General features: G+C 64.8%; 17 protein-coding genes. 2 read left to right on the top strand and 15 right to left on the bottom strand.

What is annotated here, in order from left to right:
• Positions 1–258: 258 nt before the first annotated feature.
• From BBIA_RS10170 to rhmD, 4 genes are all read right to left on the bottom strand, one after another.
• Positions 259–2,904: a glycoside hydrolase family 2 TIM barrel-domain containing protein gene (locus BBIA_RS10170; RefSeq protein ID WP_051923972.1), complete on the bottom strand. Its 2,646-nt coding sequence runs from the start codon at positions 2,902–2,904 to the stop codon at positions 259–261.
• A 51-nt stretch (positions 2,905–2,955) separates the two neighbouring features.
• Positions 2,956–3,735, bottom strand: coding sequence for an IclR family transcriptional regulator (locus BBIA_RS10175; protein WP_033495682.1), 780 nt, complete (start codon positions 3,733–3,735; stop codon positions 2,956–2,958).
• A 66-nt stretch (positions 3,736–3,801) separates the two neighbouring features.
• Positions 3,802–4,677, bottom strand: coding sequence for an HpcH/HpaI aldolase family protein (locus BBIA_RS10180; RefSeq protein WP_081892284.1), 876 nt, complete (start codon positions 4,675–4,677; stop codon positions 3,802–3,804).
• Between the two features lie 174 nt (positions 4,678–4,851).
• Complete coding sequence (rhmD, locus tag BBIA_RS10185; RefSeq protein ID WP_202962047.1) at positions 4,852–6,078, bottom strand: L-rhamnonate dehydratase; 1,227 nt, start codon at positions 6,076–6,078, stop codon at positions 4,852–4,854.
• A gap of 185 nt (positions 6,079–6,263) precedes the next feature.
• On the opposite strand from rhmD, the gene budC reads away from it, so the two are divergent.
• Positions 6,264–7,061, top strand: coding sequence for a meso-2,3-butanediol dehydrogenase (gene budC, locus BBIA_RS10190; protein WP_033495684.1), 798 nt, complete (start codon positions 6,264–6,266; stop codon positions 7,059–7,061).
• Positions 7,062–7,160: 99 nt separating this feature from the next.
• Positions 7,161–8,114, top strand: coding sequence for an amidohydrolase family protein (locus BBIA_RS10195; protein ID WP_051923973.1), 954 nt, complete (start codon positions 7,161–7,163; stop codon positions 8,112–8,114).
• Positions 8,115–8,266: 152 nt separating this feature from the next.
• Here BBIA_RS10195 and BBIA_RS10200 read toward each other — a convergent pair whose 3' ends face one another.
• From BBIA_RS10200 to BBIA_RS13495, 11 genes are all read right to left on the bottom strand, one after another.
• A complete protein-coding gene (locus BBIA_RS10200; protein ID WP_033495686.1) occupies positions 8,267–9,451 on the bottom strand; it encodes a diacylglycerol/lipid kinase family protein in 1,185 nt (394 codons plus the stop codon).
• A 187-nt stretch (positions 9,452–9,638) separates the two neighbouring features.
• A complete protein-coding gene (locus tag BBIA_RS10205; RefSeq protein ID WP_033495688.1) occupies positions 9,639–9,851 on the bottom strand; it encodes a hypothetical protein in 213 nt (70 codons plus the stop codon).
• Between the two features lie 77 nt (positions 9,852–9,928).
• Complete coding sequence (locus BBIA_RS10210; RefSeq protein WP_051923974.1) at positions 9,929–10,273, bottom strand: hypothetical protein; 345 nt, start codon at positions 10,271–10,273, stop codon at positions 9,929–9,931.
• Between the two features lie 30 nt (positions 10,274–10,303).
• On the bottom strand, positions 10,304–10,705 hold the full coding sequence (locus tag BBIA_RS10215) for an Rv3654c family TadE-like protein (RefSeq protein ID WP_238548494.1): 402 nt from the start codon (positions 10,703–10,705) through the stop codon (positions 10,304–10,306).
• Between the two features lie 188 nt (positions 10,706–10,893).
• A complete protein-coding gene (locus BBIA_RS10220) occupies positions 10,894–11,280 on the bottom strand; it encodes a TadE family type IV pilus minor pilin (RefSeq protein ID WP_051924003.1) in 387 nt (128 codons plus the stop codon).
• A gap of 5 nt (positions 11,281–11,285) precedes the next feature.
• A complete protein-coding gene (locus BBIA_RS10225; protein ID WP_033495691.1) occupies positions 11,286–11,573 on the bottom strand; it encodes a DUF4244 domain-containing protein in 288 nt (95 codons plus the stop codon).
• Between the two features lie 381 nt (positions 11,574–11,954).
• Positions 11,955–12,590 carry a hypothetical protein gene (locus BBIA_RS10230; RefSeq protein WP_051923975.1) on the bottom strand — a complete coding sequence of 212 codons (636 nt, stop codon included), beginning with the start codon at positions 12,588–12,590 and terminating at the stop codon, positions 11,955–11,957.
• A 182-nt stretch (positions 12,591–12,772) separates the two neighbouring features.
• Positions 12,773–13,351, bottom strand: coding sequence for a type II secretion system F family protein (locus tag BBIA_RS10235; protein WP_238548495.1), 579 nt, complete (start codon positions 13,349–13,351; stop codon positions 12,773–12,775).
• A 177-nt stretch (positions 13,352–13,528) separates the two neighbouring features.
• Positions 13,529–14,524, bottom strand: a complete 996-nt coding sequence (locus BBIA_RS10240; protein ID WP_033495693.1) for a TadA family conjugal transfer-associated ATPase — start codon at positions 14,522–14,524, stop codon at positions 13,529–13,531.
• A gap of 200 nt (positions 14,525–14,724) precedes the next feature.
• Entirely contained in the window at positions 14,725–15,855 is a 1,131-nt protein-coding gene (locus BBIA_RS13925) for a P-loop NTPase (RefSeq protein ID WP_081892286.1), read from the bottom strand.
• Positions 15,856–16,051: 196 nt separating this feature from the next.
• Entirely contained in the window at positions 16,052–17,461 is a 1,410-nt protein-coding gene (locus BBIA_RS13495) for an MFS transporter (RefSeq protein WP_051923976.1), read from the bottom strand.
• Positions 17,462–18,007 lie beyond the last annotated feature (546 nt).

Here is an 18,007-nt window from a genome sequence, read left to right on the forward strand (position 1 = left end):
AGTTTCTGTCTCTTGCAATGGTCTATCTGCGATCTGTGAGGCAACGGATCGGTAAATCATCCGCTATCCACCCCATTATTCGGGGCCGTATGAACGAATATGAGACCGGTGCCCGCGACAAGCTGCCTCACAGATTGCGAATAGACGTGCGCACAAGCTGAAATCTGCCTCACAGATGAGAGAAAGCCGCGCAAAAGGGCTCTTCACTGAAAATTATGGGACTATCTGGCGTGGTCGGAGTCATGACTCACCCGAAGGTCACAACGCTGTGATGCCGCACGTGGCGACGCGCGTACCGTCGGTGACGGTGAGCTCGGTGACGTGGCCGGCTGCCGCGTCGGCGGGCATGCGCACGACCGCGAGCGCTTCGCCGTAGTACGTGCCGGTTGCGCCGGTGACGAAGCTGCCGCGGTTGAACGGCGCCGCGCAGCCGAAGCCGAGCAGGTCGCCGCCGGTCACCGTCGCCCGTAGCGTACCGCGTTCGAGCGGTTTGGTGACGCCGTGTTCGTCGGTGTAGCGCACGCGTACGAACGCAAGACGGCCGGAGCGAACGACTGCCGGACCGCGCGCGTCGACGTCGCAGCCAGTCGCGATCGGCCATTCGACTTCCGCACGCAGTTCGGTGCGATCGGATGCGCTGCACAGCCGGTCGCGACCGATTTCATGTCCGGTCGCGTCATACGTGACCGCTTCGATCACGCCCGGCCGATACGCGCACATGAATCGCGCGATGCACTCGTCGTGCAGCGTTTTGCGCCCGACTTCGTGGCCGTTGATGAACAGCGCGACCGCGGCGGCACGCGCGTACACTTCGACGTGCGCGAGCCGGCCGTCGCAGCCGTTCCAGCTCCATAAGCGGATTGCGTTCGTCATTTTCCATGCGCTTGGCGAATGTTTGTCGTCGGTGTGGTTGACGGGTTGCACGGCGATATACGGGCCGTGGTCGGCTTCGAGCGCGACGCGCGTGTAGTACGCTTCGCCGAGCGGCCGGCCGGTCAGATCGAGGCGGCCGGAGCCGGCGGTGAGCCAGCCGTAGCCGATGCGCAAGGGCGCGTAGTCCTCGTACTCCCACGAGCCGATGCCGGTTTCGCCCATGTAATCCATGCCGGCCCACACGAAGTCGCCGATCACGCGCGGGTGCGCTTTTGCGTATTCGCGGAACCGGTACGCGTCGACGCAGAACGTTTCCGTGCCGAGGATGAGCCGGCGCGGATACTTGTTGAGGTCGTGTCCGTAGCGGTTGATGCCGTAGTTGTAGCCGGCGATGTCCATGTTGGCGAACGCACCGCGCGTGGCCCAGTCGCACGGCGGCAGGGACGCCATCGTTTTCATGAAGTCCGCACCGAGTCGCCCGGCAAGCTGGTTGAAGAATTCGCTGCCGACGACGTGGTGCGACGCCGCGTTTGGCAGCAATCGGCCGGTTTGCTCGAATGCCTTGCGAAGGTTAGCTGCGCGTTTCGCCTCGCGTGCGGCCTTGCGGTCAGAGTATTGGCCGAGCCGGATCGCGCTGAGCAGGTTGAAGAAAATGTTGATGCCGCAGGTGACGGGCCGTGTCGGGTCGAGCGCGTGCAGCCGGCGGGTCATCGCGCCGGCGATCGCGATGCCGCGATGATGCGCGGTTTCGCCGACCTCGTTGCCGGTGGAGTACATGATGACGCTGGGATGGTTGCGATCCTTGGCGACCATGTCGGCAAGGTCCTGCCGCCACCATTGGCTGAAATGGTCGACGTAGTCGTGGCGCGTTTTGTGGATGTACCAGTGGTCGATGTATTCGTCCATGACGAGCATGCCGAGCCGGTCGGCGGCGTCGAGCAGGGCTTTCGAGCACGGGTTGTGCGCGGAGCGGATCGCGTTGTAGCCGACGCGTTTGAGCAGCGTGAGTTTGCGTTCCTCCGCGTCCGGGTAGGCGCATGCGCCGAGCACGCCGTTGTCGTGGTGGATGCACGCACCTTGGATGATGACGCGTTTGCCGTTGATCTTGAAACCCTCAGACCCCCATGCGAGCGTGCGGATGCCGAACGTGACGGTGGTTTCGTCCGTGTCATGCGTGCCGTCCGGATTGGCGTGCGCCGATTCGTAGCGAATGCGCGCCGTGTACAGGTTCGGTTCGTCCGGCGACCACAAGCGTGGGTTGGGAATGTCGAGCGTGACGGAGGTCTTTCCCTTAACGGGAGTCACACCGGAGCTGGCAACGGGTTTGACGTTCCCCCAGTCACGGCTGTGCCGTGCCAGCCCCTTCAGCCGAGAGGGCCGGGAATCCGCCAGCTCGTTGACGGCTTCCTCAGGCGTTACGGCCACAGTGACAGCGCCGGGGGCGGTGGTTTCGATAAGGAATTGGACGCGGGCGGGCTTGCCGCCCGGCGAGTTGGACAAGCCGGATGAATCAGGCGAATTAGGTGAATCGAACGCTCCAATCGACAGCGTGCGCACGGTGACGCCATTGAGCTTGATATGGTCGCGCGGCGCGACCCACAACGTGACCGACCGGTAGATGCCGGCGCCCGAATACCAGCGCGAGTTCGGCTGGTCGGCATTGCGCGCGATCACGCGAATCTCATGCTCGCGGCCGATCGTCAACGCGTCGCTCACGTCGACGGAAAAGTCCGTGTATCCGTACGGGCAGAACGCGACCTGCCGCCCGTCGATCCACACTTCCGCATCGTGGTACACGCCTTCGAATTCGAGGATCATCGCGCGTCCGGTCAGGTCCTCCTCCGGCGTGAACCGGCGCACGTACTCGTAGTCGCGCCCCTCGAACCAGCCCGAGTTGATACCGCTTTCGGCGACGGGCGTGCGCGGCTCGGACAGCATCGCGTCGTGCGGCAGCGTCACCGGCACGAACGGCTCGTCCGCCGCGCCGAGATGCCGGTACGACCATCCGTCGTTGAATTCGATCGCACGCATCGCCCCTCCGATCGTTGACCACACCAGCTTAGTCGCGGGGATCGCCGACCGTCACCGGCCGTTCCAGCCGAGGTCACGGGAGATGGCGTCGGCGGTGTCGCGCACGAGCGGGCCAAGCTGGCGCATGCGGTCGGTGGGCATGAACGTTTTGAAGCTGGAGACGGAGATGGCGCATACGATCGCACCGCTGGCGTCACGCACGGGCGCGGCGATGCAGCGCACGCCGGGTTCGTTCTCTTCCAGGTCGAACGCGAATCCCTGCCGCGCGTAGCGGCCCATCGCGCGCGCGAACGCGGTCGCTCCGGAATAGTCGTGTTCGGGCTGGCGTTCCATGCGCGCGCGGTCGTCGAGATACTGCCGCTCCCAGCGGTCGGGCCGGTCGAGCAGCAGCGCCTTGCCGATGCCGGTGTAGGTCAGCGGCATGCGGCAGCCCGGCCACGATCGGATTTCGATGTTGCGATTGCCGCGAACCTTGTCAAGATAGAGGGTTTCGCCGTTGTCCTCCGCGGCGAGATGGATCGTGTCGCGCGTTTCGTCGGACAGGTCGAGCAGGTACGGACGCGCGACGGCGGGGATGGAAATGTCCTCGCGCGCCTGGAAGCCGAGTTCGATGAGTGCCGGTCCGAGGGCGAGCGTGCCCTCGACCGTGTCGCGCAGCATGCGTTCGGCGCGCAGCGCCTGCACGAGACGGTGCGTGGTGCTGCGCGACAGGCCGGTCATCGTGGTCAGATCGGCGAGCGTACGCGACCCGGCGGCGACGGCCCTGAGCACGGCGATGCCGTTGATCAGGGTCTGCGCGCCGGGGACGGCGGGTTCATCGGTTCGGGTCATACCGTTCATTCTCTTGGCTCCCCTCGTCAGCACAAGGACACATGGCACGGCATGGCACAGGAGGGTTCAGCCTTCTTGACTACCCCTCAGTCGGCTTCGCCGCCAGCTCCCCTGGCAAGGGGAGCCAAGAGGAGAAGATCCGTACTGGGCGAGTTCGGCGGCGAGGCCGCGCACGTAGACGTCGGTGTCGCCGGCGACGGCGACGAACGACGCGCCCCATTCGAAGTACTTGCGCGCGGTGGCCGGGTCGAACGCGAGCGAGCCGATCGCCTTGCCGTGACTGGCGATCACGTCGAATGCACGGCGAATCTCGTCCTGGATCGCGCCAGCGTCGTCCGGGTGGCCGAGCGAGGCGGACAGGTCGGCCGGTCCGATGAAGATGCCGTCGATGCCGTCCACGGACGCGATGTCGTCGATATTGTCGAGCGCCTCGCGCGATTCGACCTGCACGATCAGGCAGATTTCGTCGCGCGCGGTGGCCATGTAGTCCGGGATCAGCCCCCAGCGGCCGGAGCGCGCGATCACGCCGCCGACGCCGCGAATGCCAGTCGGCGCGTATTCGACCGCGCGGACCATGAGTTCGGCCTCCTCACGCGTGTTGACCATCGGCACGAGCAGCGTCTGCGCGCCGAGGTCGAGCACCTGCTTGACGAGCACCGGATCGGCCGCCGGCGGTCGCACGATCGGCGTGGTCGGGTATCCGTGGCAGGCGCGCAGCTGCGCGAGGATCCCGGTCAGGTCGTTCGGGCCGTGCTCGCCGTCGATGAGCAGCCAGTCATAGCCGATTTCGGCGGCGATTTCGATGGACGTGGGCGATCCCATAGCGATCCACAGGCCCTTGAGCTGCGGGCGGTCGGCGGGATTCGCACCCGCGGCGGCGGCCGCGACCGCATCTTTCAGCGCCGCCTTGAACGGATTGTGCGGCAGTGGTACGGAAGTCATGCAACGCTCCTTTGTGCGAAGGCGAGCTCTCCCTGGGGAGGAGGCTGGCATAGCAAAGCCGGCAGGAGGGCGTCCAAACACATTTGATCTCCATCAAAGTGGTCGAATGTACGCTCCCCCAGTCGGCTTCGCCGACAGCCCCCTCAGCCGAGGGGGCCGAGGACGGAAGAACAATCAGTGCTGGAACGGGCGCTCGAGCGGGCAGTCGCGGTTGAGCTCGACGCCGAAGCCGGGCTTGTCGAGCTGCTCGGCGGTCATGATGCCGCCTTCCGGCACGGGCTCACCGACGAGGATCGGGTCGAACTGCGGGCGCAGGCTGTCGGCGTGCGGCGAGGTCATCAGGAACTCGCTGAACGGCGTGTTCGTGAACGTGATCACCGCGTGGTGCGAGTAGACGGACGAGCCGTGCGGCACGACCAGCTGGCCGCGCGACTTGGCGATCGCCGCGATCTCGCACAGTGACGTCACGCCGCCGCACCAGCCGACGTCGGGCTGCAGGATGTCGACGCCCGCGTCGGACAGTTCCTTGAACCCTTCGATCGTGCCGGTGTGTTCGCCGGTGGTCATGAGCATGCCCGCGGGCATGTTCTTCTTGAGCTGGCGGTACGACTCGATCTGGTTCGGCGGGAAGCATTCCTCGATCCACTTGAGCTTGTACGGCGCGGCCGCGTGCGCGAGCTTGGTCGCGTAGTTGACGGTCTGGCTCATCCAGCAGTCGAACATGAGCCAGAAGTCGTCGCCGACGCGCTCGCGCATGTCGGCGAGCATGGCGATGTCCTTGGCGATGCCGGCGTCGTCGTCGGCCGGACCCCAGTGGGTCGGCATCTTGCCGCCGATGAAGCCCATTTCCTTGGCCAGATCGGGGCGCGCGCCGGTCGCGTAGAAGTGGATCGTGTCGCGCACGGCGCCGCCGAGCAGCTTGTAGACCGGCAGGTGCAGCACCTTGCCGTAGAGGTCCCACAGCGCGAGGTCGACGCAGGAGATGGTGTTGATGACCACGCCGCCGCCACCGGAGTAGAACAGCGTGGAGTTGAGCATCTGGTCGTGGATGAGCTTGATCTGGTCGACGCGCTTGCCTTCGACGAAGCGGGAAAGATGATGCTCGACGATGAAGCAGCCCGGATTGCCCGCGGTGGACACCGCGAAGCCGGTGGTGCCGTCGGATGCCTCGACTTCGACGACGAGCGTGCCGAGCACGTTGATGCCGAACGACTGGCGGGACTGCTTGTATTCGTCGTACTTGCTCATCGGGGTGGCGATGTGATCGTCGATCCAGTGGTCGTGGCCCTGGTCGTGGTAGTCGCCGCCGCCCTGGCCGTGGACCTTGGCCGCGGCCCCGCCCATCGAGTAGGCGCGGATGGCGGTGATCGTGGGCAGCTTCAGTGATGGCGCCAACGTCATGGTGGTTCCTCTCCGTCGCGGAATTGGTGGTTGTCCCCAACGCTACCGCTGATGGAACGCCGTCCCCATATGTGGGACGGCGTTCCATGTGTGGTGAACTGGTGCCTATAGTGAGGTCGATGCGGGCCGTCACGCGCATGCGCCGACCCCGTCGCACTACAGTCGTCTGCGCCGAAGGAGCTTCAATGACCAGCAACACGTACCATTTCGAAGGCAAGGTCGTCATCGTCACGGGCGGCGGCACCGGCATCGGCCGCGCGATCACGCGAGCGTTCCTCGACAACGGCGCGACCGTCGTCGCCGTCGGCCGCAAGCAGGCCCCGCTGGACGAAACGGTCGCCGGCTACGAGCGCGGCCACACGCACATCACCGACGTGTCCAGCCACGCGCAGGTCGCCGAACTCGTGCGGTCGGTCGTCGACGAATTCGGTCATCTCGACGTCGTCGTCTCCAACGCCGGCATCTTCGAGGGCGGCGAAATCGAAAACGTGTCCGACGAAGTCTGGCACAAGCTGTTCTCCGTCAATCTCGACGGCCTGTTCTACCTGACCAAGGAGGCGCTGCCGCACCTCATCAAGTCGCACGGCAACATCGTCGTCGACACGTCCGTCTCCGGCCTGCGCGGCGACTGGGGCCAGACCGCGTACAACTCGACCAAGCACGCGATGAACGGCTTCGTGCGCTGCGTGGCGCTCGACTACGGCGCCAAGGGCGTGCGCGTGAACGCGTTCGCGCCCGGTTTCATCCAGACCGACATCAACAAGGAGGTGTGGACCGATCCGGAGCGCGTCAAGCCGTACACCGACCGCGTGGCGCTCGGCCGCACGGGCCGCGCCGAGGACTGCGCCGGCATCGCGTTGTTCCTCGCCTCTGACGACGCCTCGTACCTGACCGGCCTCGTGGTGCCGGTCGATGGCGGCACCACGGCCGCGACCGGTCAGGGCCGCAACTCATACGAGAACGACACCCGTTCCGTGCTCTGATCCGATTCCGCAACAACCGTTTGGCCCGCCGCGTACCGACGTTCCACGGCGGGCCAAACGGCCATTATTGTCATCCGCACCACTGTCAAAGGAGACAGCATGAGCGAAATCGTCATCGACCGACTGGCAACGATCATCCCGGAAACCGACGCGCAGCGCGACGAGCCGCGGCCGTTCATCGACACGCACGTCCATCTGATGCAAACCAGCCTGTACCCGTGGTTCAACCGATCGAAGGCACTCACGTTCGAAGGCCCGTGGGATCCGCTGTTCGACGCGGGCGACTACGTGGCGTCCGATCTGCGCGCGGAAACCGACGGCACGCCGATCGAACTGGTCGGCGCGGTGCACGTGCAGGCGAACGCGGCCGATCCGATCGCCGAGGTCGACGCCGTGCAGCGCATGAGCGACGAGTCCGGATGGCCGATCATGATCGTCGCCGGCGGCGACCTGAGCTCGCCCGGCATCGAGGCGACGCTCGAGCACGAAGCCGCGTATGCGAACGTGCGCGGCTTCCGTCAGAACCTCAACATGCACGCGCATCCGCTGTACCACTACGTCGATAAGCCGTACATGGACGACCCGCAGTGGCTGGCCGGACTCGGCCTGCTCGGCAAGTACGGCATGAGCTTCGACATGCAGCTCTACCCGACGCAGTTCGGCCGCGCATGCGAGGTGATCGACGCGCATCCGGACACGCTGTTCATCCTCAACCACGCGGGCATGTGGGCCGATCGCGACTTCGCCGGCTGGAAACTGTGGCGCGACGGGCTGCGCGAGCTCGGCAAGCGCGGCAACTGCGTGGTCAAGATCTCCGGTCTCGCGTCGATGGACCACCGTTGGACGCTGGAGAGCATCAAGCCGGCCGTGTACACGGTGCTCGACTCGTTCGGCGTGAACCGCACGATGTTCGCGTCGAACTTCCCCGTCGACAAGCTGCACGGCACGTACGCGGACATCATCCACGGCTTCGCGCGCTGCGTCGAGGATCTGAGCGCGACCGAACGCGATGCGATGTTCGTCGCAAACGCGCGGCGGTACTACCGGTTCTGACTTTGGGGCGTCGTCACCGGGCCCTGCCATCGGAGCGCGCGTGCGATGACTCCTCGGTGACGCACGTGCGCATCATTATCATGTCACCATCGCGCGCGCAGAGACGCCCAGCACCGCGTGACTCGTGCCTGTGATTGCTGCGATTCCGCACCTTACGCGAGGAACTCGCCGGTGATCGGATCGCGGCCGTCGCGTTCGATCGCGGCGAGCGTGCGACTGCCGTCGTCCTCGGCATGTGCGCGGGAGACAGCCGGCGGCACGAGCACGCGCAGGGCGCGGTCCTGAGCGGCGACGCGGACCGGCAGATGGCCGATGTACTCGCCGTCGGCCATGAGCACCGGCGGTTCGGCGCCTTCCGCGGCGCGCGTAATCTCGACGTCGCGCACGCGCTTCCAACCGAAGATATGCGAAGCGAGCAGGCGGCCGTTGTAGCCCTTGGAGATCGCGTCGGCGATTTCGAGCGCGTTCGGCATATGGTCGATCCAGATCAAGTCGAGCAGCCCGTCCGCGAAGCGCGAGTACGGCGAGACCTCGAGTCCGCCGCCGATGTGCCGCGAGTTGGCGACGGTGACCATCGGCGTGATGATGTCGCGTTCCTCAACGCTGCCGTCGGCGAGCGTGGCCTTGATGTGATAGCCGTATCGCTTGAGATGCGTGACTTCGACAAGCACGGCGGCGAAGTAGCGCAGGGAGCCGCCAGGCAGGCGCGAATGGTTGGCCCGGTCATTGATACTCGCGTCCAGACCGCAGTTGAGCATGCCGCCGTAGAAGCGGTCGATCGGCGGCAGGTCGGCGTTTGGTTGCGCTGCCGTGTCGGCCGGCTGACCGTCCAGATTGCCGTCCGTACCGCCGAGCAAGTTGCCGGTGGCCGCGTCGACCGCGTAACCGCCGGGCAGGGACGTGACGCGTCCCATGTCCACGTCGATGTGGCTGCCGCGCACGATCGCGCCGACGATGCCCTCCACCGCGGTTGCGATGCGGTTGACCGGAAGGTCGAGTCCGCGCGCGAAATCGTTGCCCGATCCGGTCGCAACGATGCCGAGCGGCTTGCCGCTGCAGCCGACGGCGTTCGCACCGAGCGCGATCATGCCGTCGCCGCCGACCACGACCAGATGCGTGTACTCGTCGCGCCGGTCGCGGGCACGGTTCAACGAATCGTCGAAGCTCGTGCCGGTCAGGTCGATCACGCCGAAGTCGTAGCGTTCGCCGGCTTCCTCCAGCAACGCCATGACCTGCGCGTCGATTTTGGCACCCTTGCCTTTGTCGGACACCGGATTGCCGATCATCGCAACCACGGTGCGCGGCGTCTGTCGGGGTGCGGTTCGTTCTTCGCTCATACCGTCACCATAAACCAACCCGCGGCATACATGCCAGTGGCGTATTCCGACGATTCGCACCGCATTGTCGTCCACGATGCAACCGCCTACACGATACAGTCGGCATCCCCCGACTTCCAGCGACAACGCGGCGCTTGACACCACCGATCCAGGTCCGGCTCCGACATGCCGCACACGGCAACGAAGATCAGCTTGCGGCGAGCCCTTTATCGATCAGCGCGCGGATCGCTTCGGACGTTTTCATGCCATGCTCCTGCGCGTACTGCTTCACGCGGCGCTCCCCGTCCGGGTCGATGCGGAACTGCATGATCTTGCTGGCGCGCTCCCGACCGATCTTCAGCGGGCGGCCGCGACGCAGCTGGCGGATCCATTTGCGTTCCTGCGGGGTGGGGTCTCGCATCCACGTCTTGCCTTCGGCGATACGTTGTTTGAGCTCTTCCTCGGACCAGTCGATATCGTACCCTCGTTCAGCCTCCTCTACTGCCTTCTGAAACCGAGCGGCCACTTCAGGCGGAAAATCAGAATCCTCATAAATCGGTACACCGTGGTGGTAGTAAACCATCGCCCGCTTCTTTCTAACGTTTCGTTGTACTTTTTCCGTATCGGCATGGCATGAATCAACCACCAGCGGTCATCATCAAACAGAAGGATCACTTCCAACGCCACTCCATGCTGAGTGAACCCCAGTAGAAGATCCTTCGGAGGATCCTCCTGCATGACTTCCCGACGCATGTAGTGCTCCACCACATACATCGAGTCCTCCAACGGGACGCCGTGTTTGAACGCCGACCGTTTCACGCCGATTCCATTATTGTAATACATAAATCACCTTTCTGGCGCAGACGTGCGGCATCACTCGCATGCGACCGGTCCGGCACGGGAGGAGCGTTCGACATGTGGCGCGAAGGGGACTTGCGTGGCGACGGCGACGGTCACCTGCACGTCTTCGCCGTCGATCGCGCAGGCATCGAGACGCGATGCAACCCCGTCGGAGCCCAGACCGGAACCAGCGAACTCACGAGCAAACGAGGAGACGACCACCGACGCGACGCCGCACGAATCGTCGGCTCCGTCGCGCAACGCAACCGCCGCCGACAGTGCCGCAAGATCGGCAGCGGAACGGGCGCGTGCCTGACAGACCAGCAGATTGCCGGCCGCCGCGACCACGCTCAGCATCACGGCGACCAGCAGGATCAGCATCACGCCGGCGACCGTGCCCGAACCGACATCCGCACCGCGCAACCAATGGCACAAGCAACCACCCGGCCGTCCGCATAACCGCCTACGCAAACGGTCTCGCGACATCGTTCGATCGTGCGGCGTGCGGCACGGCGTCGCGTCGCGTCCAGATGACACCGCATGAAACCGTTTGGCCATCAAGACGCCGCCCGGCGCATACAGCAGCGACGAGCAGCCTCCGCACAAGGGCACCAGCATCAACGTCATGACAGCACTCCCGTCGCTTTGCCGGTCACATTGGTCGGCAGCACGCCGATCGGGTCGGGAACGACCGGACACTGCACGGTCACGGTCGCAAGATCGCTGTCTCGCGCCACCGACACGGACACGTCGTCGCCGGCAACCACGCGCGCCGTGGCACTCGGATCGGCGTCGTCGCCTGCAACGACCAGCTCGCGGGCGGCTGCGGCGGCCGCATCCTGGCAGTCCATCGACACGACGACCGTGCGGGTAAGGCACATCAGCAGCAACGCCACGACCACGACGGCGGGGAGCACCACCGCGAACTCGGCGGTGGCGGCTCCCTCGTCGACGGATTTTCCGACCCGTCGCAACGCGGCGATGATCGTGGTGAACAATCGCCGTCGCATGATCGTCACCCGACGTTCAAGGCTCTCTTGACGATGTTCGTCAGCAATGTCTTGATCGCGTCGGATTTGAGCACGGTCATCAGCACGCCAGCGAATGCGGTGGCGGCGATCAATACAATCGCATATTCCGCGGTGGCCGCGCCTTCTTCCGGTTCGGCGGCCAGCGCGCGCAGTTTCGCGTCAAGCCCGTACAGTTCGCAGCTGCCGCGCACGTACAGGTCCATCATGCGCTGCTTGGTGCCGGTGAACAGTCCGGCCGGGCCGTCCGCGTTGATCGGCAATACATCACTCATGGCGTTCCTTTCGCTCGAGTCCGCGCCCCCGTTGGCCGCGGTTCAGTTACTATGCACGATTTCGCGATCTTGTCGAGCGAAAAACGGGGTATGTGGTCGAAAGGTCGGACGATACCCCCTACTTGTCCACAGTCGGCGTGTCTGTCCACATTTTTTGTGGACAACTCCGATTCGCAGCGCGCTGTTATCCACACGATGTGGACGGCGATCACAGCGGCGATCCCAGTGCCCATATCTTCCTCGTCATCAGTATGGCGAATCCGTAACCACCCATTCCATCGCCGCAACGAGCCGATCCGGCGGACGATGACGAGCATCACGGCATGGCGAAAAGCAAAGTCGACAGTGCGCGGCGGCGCACGGTGCATGCGGAAACCGCCGCTACAGCAGGAACGAGGCGATGGCCGGGATCACGCCGACGATGATGAACGCCGGCAGGAAACACAGTCCCGTCGGCAGGAGCAGGCGCACAGACAGCCGTCCTGCCGCTTCTTCGATGCGGGCCCGTTCGTCGGCGTCGAGCTGTTCGATGGCCGCATCCAACCGCGCGATCGGCGATACGCCGCGTCGCCACGCAGGTTCCAGCGATTCCTCCAGCACATCGAACAACCGCCCGTACGCCGCATCATTCGCTCGCTTCGCACGACTCGCACGAATTCCATTCGAGCCGTTTCCGGTCGTCGTGCGGGCTGCCGCCTTCTCGGTCTCGGCGCGCGCCTCCAGCCACGCATGATGCCAGCCGACGCCCGCGCGCAGCGATACGGCCGCACGCCGCAGGCCACCGCCGCACACGCCGCCCATCGACTCGCCGACCGCGTCCAACGCGCTCGGAATGGAGGATCCCTGCTTCACGGCCACGGTCAGCAATGCCAGCACCAGCGTCATCGAGACATCGGCGTCGTCAGCGATGGTCGGCCGACCCGCACGCGAGCCGACCGCAGCCAAGTCACGGGAATCTTCAGCCAGCAGACGCACGGCGATCGCCGTGCCGATGGCAGCCAACAACGCGTAACCCATGCGCACCTCCATGCGTCCGGCATCGGCAATGCCGGACGTCCTTCCCACCGCCGATCACCAACGCATCTCGCTTTTCCGTGCGGGAACGCGCGAATCCGCCCCTGCGAACCCGCGCCCCGCCTCTTGGTTTCTTCCTCTTCGGCTCACGACTGGTCGGGAACGGGAGCCGCGTCCGAGCCGGCTCATGGCGTCAAGTCCATGCCGCGCAGCAGCGCATGGGTCCAGGCCAGACCGGCGATATAGCAGCACGCTCCCAAGGCAAGGCAGAACAGGCCCTGCGGGGCCCCGAACAGGAATGCGACCGGGCGGGAACCCATAAGCTCGCCGAGCAGGATGGTGGCCACCGGCAGCCCGGACAGCAGACGAACCGTGGCCTTGGGTACGGCGAAGACCTGCGCGCGAAGATCCTCCATGTTTCGCGAGCGACGGTACGTTTCGCCCACCGCTTCGAGACAGTTCGCCGCAGGACAGCCGAGACGATCGCTGATGCGCGCCGCGACGGCGATTTCGGTGGCGACCCGATTGATCTGGTTCGTCGTTTCCCGGGGTAGCGCACGTTCCGCCAATACGTCGCGAATGCGCGGCTCGGTCAGTCGTCCTACGGCGAAACCTTGTCGCGATTGTTCTGAGAACGCTTGCAAAAGTGAGCCACCGCTACGTAACGTCGCGCATGCGGAAGCGATCACAGACGCAATGCCGACACGGGAGGACACCGGACGCTGCGCACCCCCGCGCATGCCGTCGCACTGAGCCTTGGTCATATGCATAAGCCTTGCTATAGAAGCGTCTTCTCTGTATGTCCACACGACGATCGACAGTGCCGTCATCGTCGCAGCCAACACCGGCAGCACCATCGGACCTCCCGTCACCATGCACGTCATCGCATTATGAATACGTTTTCTAAATATCAGACAGATCATCGAATATGCAAGCAACGTCTACCGCACCCATCGATCGGCAAATTCGTCCCACAACGGACCGGACATCGGAGTGCCCAACCCGTCCCAGATCGCAACCACGCGACCGGACAATCGTCCGCCGGCATCAGCCTCCAGATAACCGATCTGGCTGATGTATCGCCGTCCGGACACGTCACGTTTCACGTGAAACACCGCATCGAACGCATCCTGCGTCAGCATCGCCGTCGCATCCACGCTCAGTCCGGCCAGCAGGCCGAGCGATGCCAAACGATTCGGCACACGTTCCACACTGTCCGCATGCAACGTCGTCATGCCGCCGTGATGGCCGGAATTGAACGCGCGCAACAGGTCTGCAATCTCCTCGCCGCGGCATTCTCCGAGGATCACGCGATCCGGCCGCATGCGCAGCGTGGCCTTGACCAGCTCAGGCAACCCAACCGCGCCCGCCCCTTCCACATTGGATTCGCGCGTGACCAGCGACACCCGATTGCCGCCTCCGAGCTCCCCCAGCTCGCGCACTTCCTCCACAGTGACGATGCGTTCGTTCGCGGCGCATCGGCCGAGCAACGCCTTGAGCAGCGTTGTCTTGCCGGCTCCCGTGCCGCCCGTGACCAGCAATGTGGCGCGTCGGTCCACCAGCGAGCACAGGATCGGAAACCACAGTCCAGGAAACAAGCCCTGCGCGCACAACGACTCCAGCCTCGGCGGCGAGCGCGCGGGGAACCGGATGGAAATCGCCGCACCCTGCGGCACCAGCGGCGCGATCACCGCGTGCACACGTATGCCGTCGGGCGATGACGCATCCGCGATCGGGCAGGCGTCGTCAAGACGACGACCGAGCTGTGCGGCGAGCTGCACCGCATAATCGCGCACGGTCGCAGGCGACGCGAACGGCACCGGCGGCGTCCATTGCCGCATAACTCCCCCGCGGTCGACCCATACCAGCCCGTCGCAGGTTACGGCGACGTCCGTCACCGCCGGATCGGCCGCCAATGTTTCCAATGGACCAAACATGATCCCGTCGAAAGCAACGGGATTCCGCCGCCCCTCCCGATTCCCGCGATCTGACGCCGCACCAAACGCCGATTCGGGCACAGCCCCGAACGGTTCCGGCCGCCATCGGCGGGTCGTCACCGCCGTGCCGTGGCCATAGCCGGCCGAGGACCGGCACACAGCCTGTTTCAAGTCATGTTGCAAATCACCTGTCGTTCCCATTACGGCATCCTCTTTCCGCTGCCCAGCAGCCCTTCCGCCCAGTCGGCGGCGCGGTCGACCGTGCGTCGCGTGGCGCGTCCGACCGAGCGAATACCCAATCCGGAAAGCATGTCGGAGCACAGTCGACGATCGGCCTTGACCGGCCCGGCTATCTCCAAGCCAAGGTAATCTGCGGCTTCCCGCACATCAACCATGCCGGCACCCTTGGCCGTGCCGCGCGGTGCGACGCCGACCACGAACGGGAGCGTATCGGCGTCTTCGCTGTCGCCGATGCGTTCGCGCAGTCTGCCGATGTGCCCGCTGGCCCTGGCCAATCCGAGCACACTGAGTTCCACGACGACCAGTTGGGCGGCTTCGCCGATTTCGGCGACTCCGTGGAGCACATCGCCTCGTCCCGCGTCGACGACGACCGCATGGTTCGCCTCGGCCAGCGCGCGCACGGCGGCCTGCGCCTGCCACCAGTTGGGCGTCGGGCCGTTCCACGGATCGAACGAGAGCACGCGCACGCCGTCCCATTCAGGCAGTTCATGGTTCAGTGCCTCGCCTTCGAGGCGTCCGAGCGGCACATCGAGCGTTTCGAACCGTTCCCCTTCCTCGTTTTCAAGTCCGATGAGCATGTCCATTCCACCGCCCGAGAAATCGGCGTCGACCAGCGCGCTTGGCAGGCTGCGTTCGGCGAGACGATGAGCGAGCATCGCCGCGAACGTGCTCAGTCCCACACCGCCGCTTGCCGACGTACATGCAATGATGTTGCGGCAGGTCGTGTCGACGGTGATATTGCCGGCCAGTCCCCCGGCTCGAAATGGCGGACCAGTGCGATCGTATGCGGCTTGCGGTCCGGTTCCTGCGGCATAGCCATCGGACCACGTCAGTCCGATCGAACCGGTGCCACCAGCCGTTGTTGTTGAAGGCACCGCGTACGAAGCGGCCGCCGCGGACGGCGTGCGCGCAGGCACATCGTACGGGAATACCGTCGCCGCGCCGGGCGTACTGCGATCGTCGGGAACGTTCGACGAGTCGGCCCCAAACCGCGATGGGATCGAAGACGACGCACCGGGCCGCCCCGGCACGGCCGACGATGTTCTTGACGGCGAATAGTAGCGCCGCGGCGGATCAGATGAGATATTCATGCGCCGATTGAAGCGTACGTCGCCATCGTTTGTCCAGCCGAAACGGGGTATGTGGTCGAAAGGTCGGAGTTATCCACATCACGGCGTGTCTATCCACATCGTTGCGCACATACACGCAGTGTCCGGCGCGCAAGATCGCCCGGCAAGACCGGCACAAGCCATGCCGACCATCGCCGGGCAAGTCATATCCGAGCATCTACAGCACGTATTCCTCCCACCGGTCGGCGGTCGGAATGTCGCGGATCGGCGACAGCGCGGCGATCAGCAACGCCGCCAATCCGAGCGCGCAGGCAGCGACGGCCACGATCGTGAATCCGCCGTCGAGATACTGCAGCGCCCACCCGGCCGCGAACGGCGCGCACGCACCGAACACGCCCACCAGCGTCTCGAACACCGATGACACGCGTCCCTGCATGTCCTCCGACGTACGCCCATACATGAACCCGAACAGGCTCGCGTTCAGCGACGGCAGCAGCAGGCCGATCAGCGACAGGCAAACCAGCACGGTCCCATAGCCCGAGTCGAACACGAGCGGCACGAAGCAGGCGAACGTGAGTAGGCTGGACAGCATCACGATATGGCCGGTGGCCAGCCGATCGGACACGCGGCCGGCGATCAGCGAACCGATCAGCGAGCACACGCCCATGCCGGTAAACACGAGGCCGATGTTGAAAGCGCTGACGCCGCGCGCGATGAGCATGAGCTGCGCGCCCGTTTCAAGACCGGCGAACGCGACGTTGATGACCGCACCGAACACGATGATCCACGGCAGCGTGCGTCGCGTCAGAGACCACTTCCAACCGGCAGCGAAATCGCACGCGAACGACGACGCGAGCGAGCCGATGTTTGCCGCTTCCACGTCATCGCCGGGCGCACTGGCCTCGGCGTCGACCGTGCCGTCGTCGGCCCCGTCGTTGCCGGTCATACCGTCGTCAACGACGCCGGCCATCCCCTGCTTGGGCAGCAGGCACGAGCAGATCGCGCCGACGCCGGAGATGACCGCAGCGACGGCCATCGGCAGCCATGCGAACAGCCCGTATAGAACACCGGAGATCGGGCTGGACAGAAGACCGACGCCGGCCTCGCGCCCTTCGCGCACGGACTGAGCCTTCGCGTACAGGTCGGTGGGGATCAGTGAGCGCAGGATCGCGTCGGTCGACGCGCCCAGCAATCCGGAAATGACGCCCGGCGCAAGCACGGACAGCACCAGGATCGGCAAGTTCAGCGTGCCGGTGGCCACGCATACGGCCAGTAGCGCGCCGACGACCAGCTGGCCGAGGCCTTGGCCGATCATGAGCGTGCGCCGGTCGTGACGGTCGACGATCACTCCGCCGATCGGGGTGAGCACCATCATGACGATCATGGACAACGTGGTCAGCGCGCCGGCCACGAATTTGGATTGGGATAGTTCGAACGCGATCAGTGGCAGGGCGAACGTCTGCAGTGCGTCGGCGAATACGTCCGCCGTATCGGCCGTGAACCACATGGCATAATGCGGCGTGCGCCACGGGGAACGGGCCTTGGATGATTGAGCCGGAACGCTGGAGATTCCAAGATCGGCGTTCGATACGGACACGGACGGGTTGGTTTCGGTATTGGCAGGCATGACAGGATCCTTTCGGAAAAACCGGCGATTCCCGTCATTACGGTCGCGGAGGCGATCCGGCAACTCCCGGTCGGGGCCGGGGGCGATCGCACGCGGCGGAATCGGGGATTCGCGGGGCGCACTGACGCGCATAACTGCGCTCGTCAGGTTTTGGCGCAAGGTGATTAATGACAACGAAGATAAGAAGAACAAGGCAGGTTCGATGACCGGCGCATTGCGCGCAACCACGGACGGATGCGTCACACACCACGGTGTCTACAGGACACGACACGTACGGACAATGCGTTTAATGCGCTCAATACGTTCTGTTGCGTGGATGATTGCCACGTCAACGTGTGTCCGCCACGCGATATCGACGCAATCGTATCGTCATCGACACATTCACATCACGACGCGACCCAGCGTATCGCCGTCAGCGGCGATACGAGCACGTCGTGATCGATGTGATTAGCCCTCTTCTTCCACCATTGTCATTCCCGTTCCATACATGTTCGACTGCCATAGTCGAACACCTGATCAATAACCGTCTTGTTTATGATACTGCCT

This window comes from Bifidobacterium biavatii DSM 23969, from assembly GCF_000741165.1.
GTDB classification, from domain to species: Bacteria; Actinomycetota; Actinomycetes; order Actinomycetales; family Bifidobacteriaceae; genus Bifidobacterium; species Bifidobacterium biavatii.

Excerpts from the sequence above, each read along its gene's own strand:
- BBIA_RS10170 (WP_051923972.1), bottom strand. The coding sequence starts at position 2,904 with ATGCGTGCGATCGAATTCAACGACGGATGGTCGTACCGGCATCTCGGC.
- BBIA_RS10175 (WP_033495682.1), bottom strand. The coding sequence starts at position 3,735 with ATGACCCGAACCGATGAACCCGCCGTCCCCGGCGCGCAGACCCTGATC.
- BBIA_RS10180 (WP_081892284.1), bottom strand. The coding sequence starts at position 4,677 with ATGACTTCCGTACCACTGCCGCACAATCCGTTCAAGGCGGCGCTGAAA.
- rhmD (WP_202962047.1), bottom strand. The coding sequence starts at position 6,078 with ATGACGTTGGCGCCATCACTGAAGCTGCCCACGATCACCGCCATCCGC.
- budC (WP_033495684.1), top strand. The coding sequence starts at position 6,264 with ATGACCAGCAACACGTACCATTTCGAAGGCAAGGTCGTCATCGTCACG.
- BBIA_RS10195 (WP_051923973.1), top strand. The coding sequence starts at position 7,161 with ATGAGCGAAATCGTCATCGACCGACTGGCAACGATCATCCCGGAAACC.
- BBIA_RS10200 (WP_033495686.1), bottom strand. The coding sequence starts at position 9,451 with ATGAGCGAAGAACGAACCGCACCCCGACAGACGCCGCGCACCGTGGTT.
- BBIA_RS10205 (WP_033495688.1), bottom strand. The coding sequence starts at position 9,851 with ATGCGAGACCCCACCCCGCAGGAACGCAAATGGATCCGCCAGCTGCGT.
- BBIA_RS10210 (WP_051923974.1), bottom strand. The coding sequence starts at position 10,273 with ATGTATTACAATAATGGAATCGGCGTGAAACGGTCGGCGTTCAAACAC.
- BBIA_RS10220 (WP_051924003.1), bottom strand. The coding sequence starts at position 11,280 with ATGCGACGGCGATTGTTCACCACGATCATCGCCGCGTTGCGACGGGTC.
- BBIA_RS10225 (WP_033495691.1), bottom strand. The coding sequence starts at position 11,573 with ATGAGTGATGTATTGCCGATCAACGCGGACGGCCCGGCCGGACTGTTC.
- BBIA_RS10230 (WP_051923975.1), bottom strand. The coding sequence starts at position 12,590 with ATGGGTTACGCGTTGTTGGCTGCCATCGGCACGGCGATCGCCGTGCGT.
- BBIA_RS10235 (WP_238548495.1), bottom strand. The coding sequence starts at position 13,351 with ATGACCAAGGCTCAGTGCGACGGCATGCGCGGGGGTGCGCAGCGTCCG.
- BBIA_RS10240 (WP_033495693.1), bottom strand. The coding sequence starts at position 14,524 with ATGTTTGGTCCATTGGAAACATTGGCGGCCGATCCGGCGGTGACGGAC.
- BBIA_RS13925 (WP_081892286.1), bottom strand. The coding sequence starts at position 15,855 with ATGAATATCTCATCTGATCCGCCGCGGCGCTACTATTCGCCGTCAAGA.
- BBIA_RS13495 (WP_051923976.1), bottom strand. The coding sequence starts at position 17,461 with ATGCCTGCCAATACCGAAACCAACCCGTCCGTGTCCGTATCGAACGCC.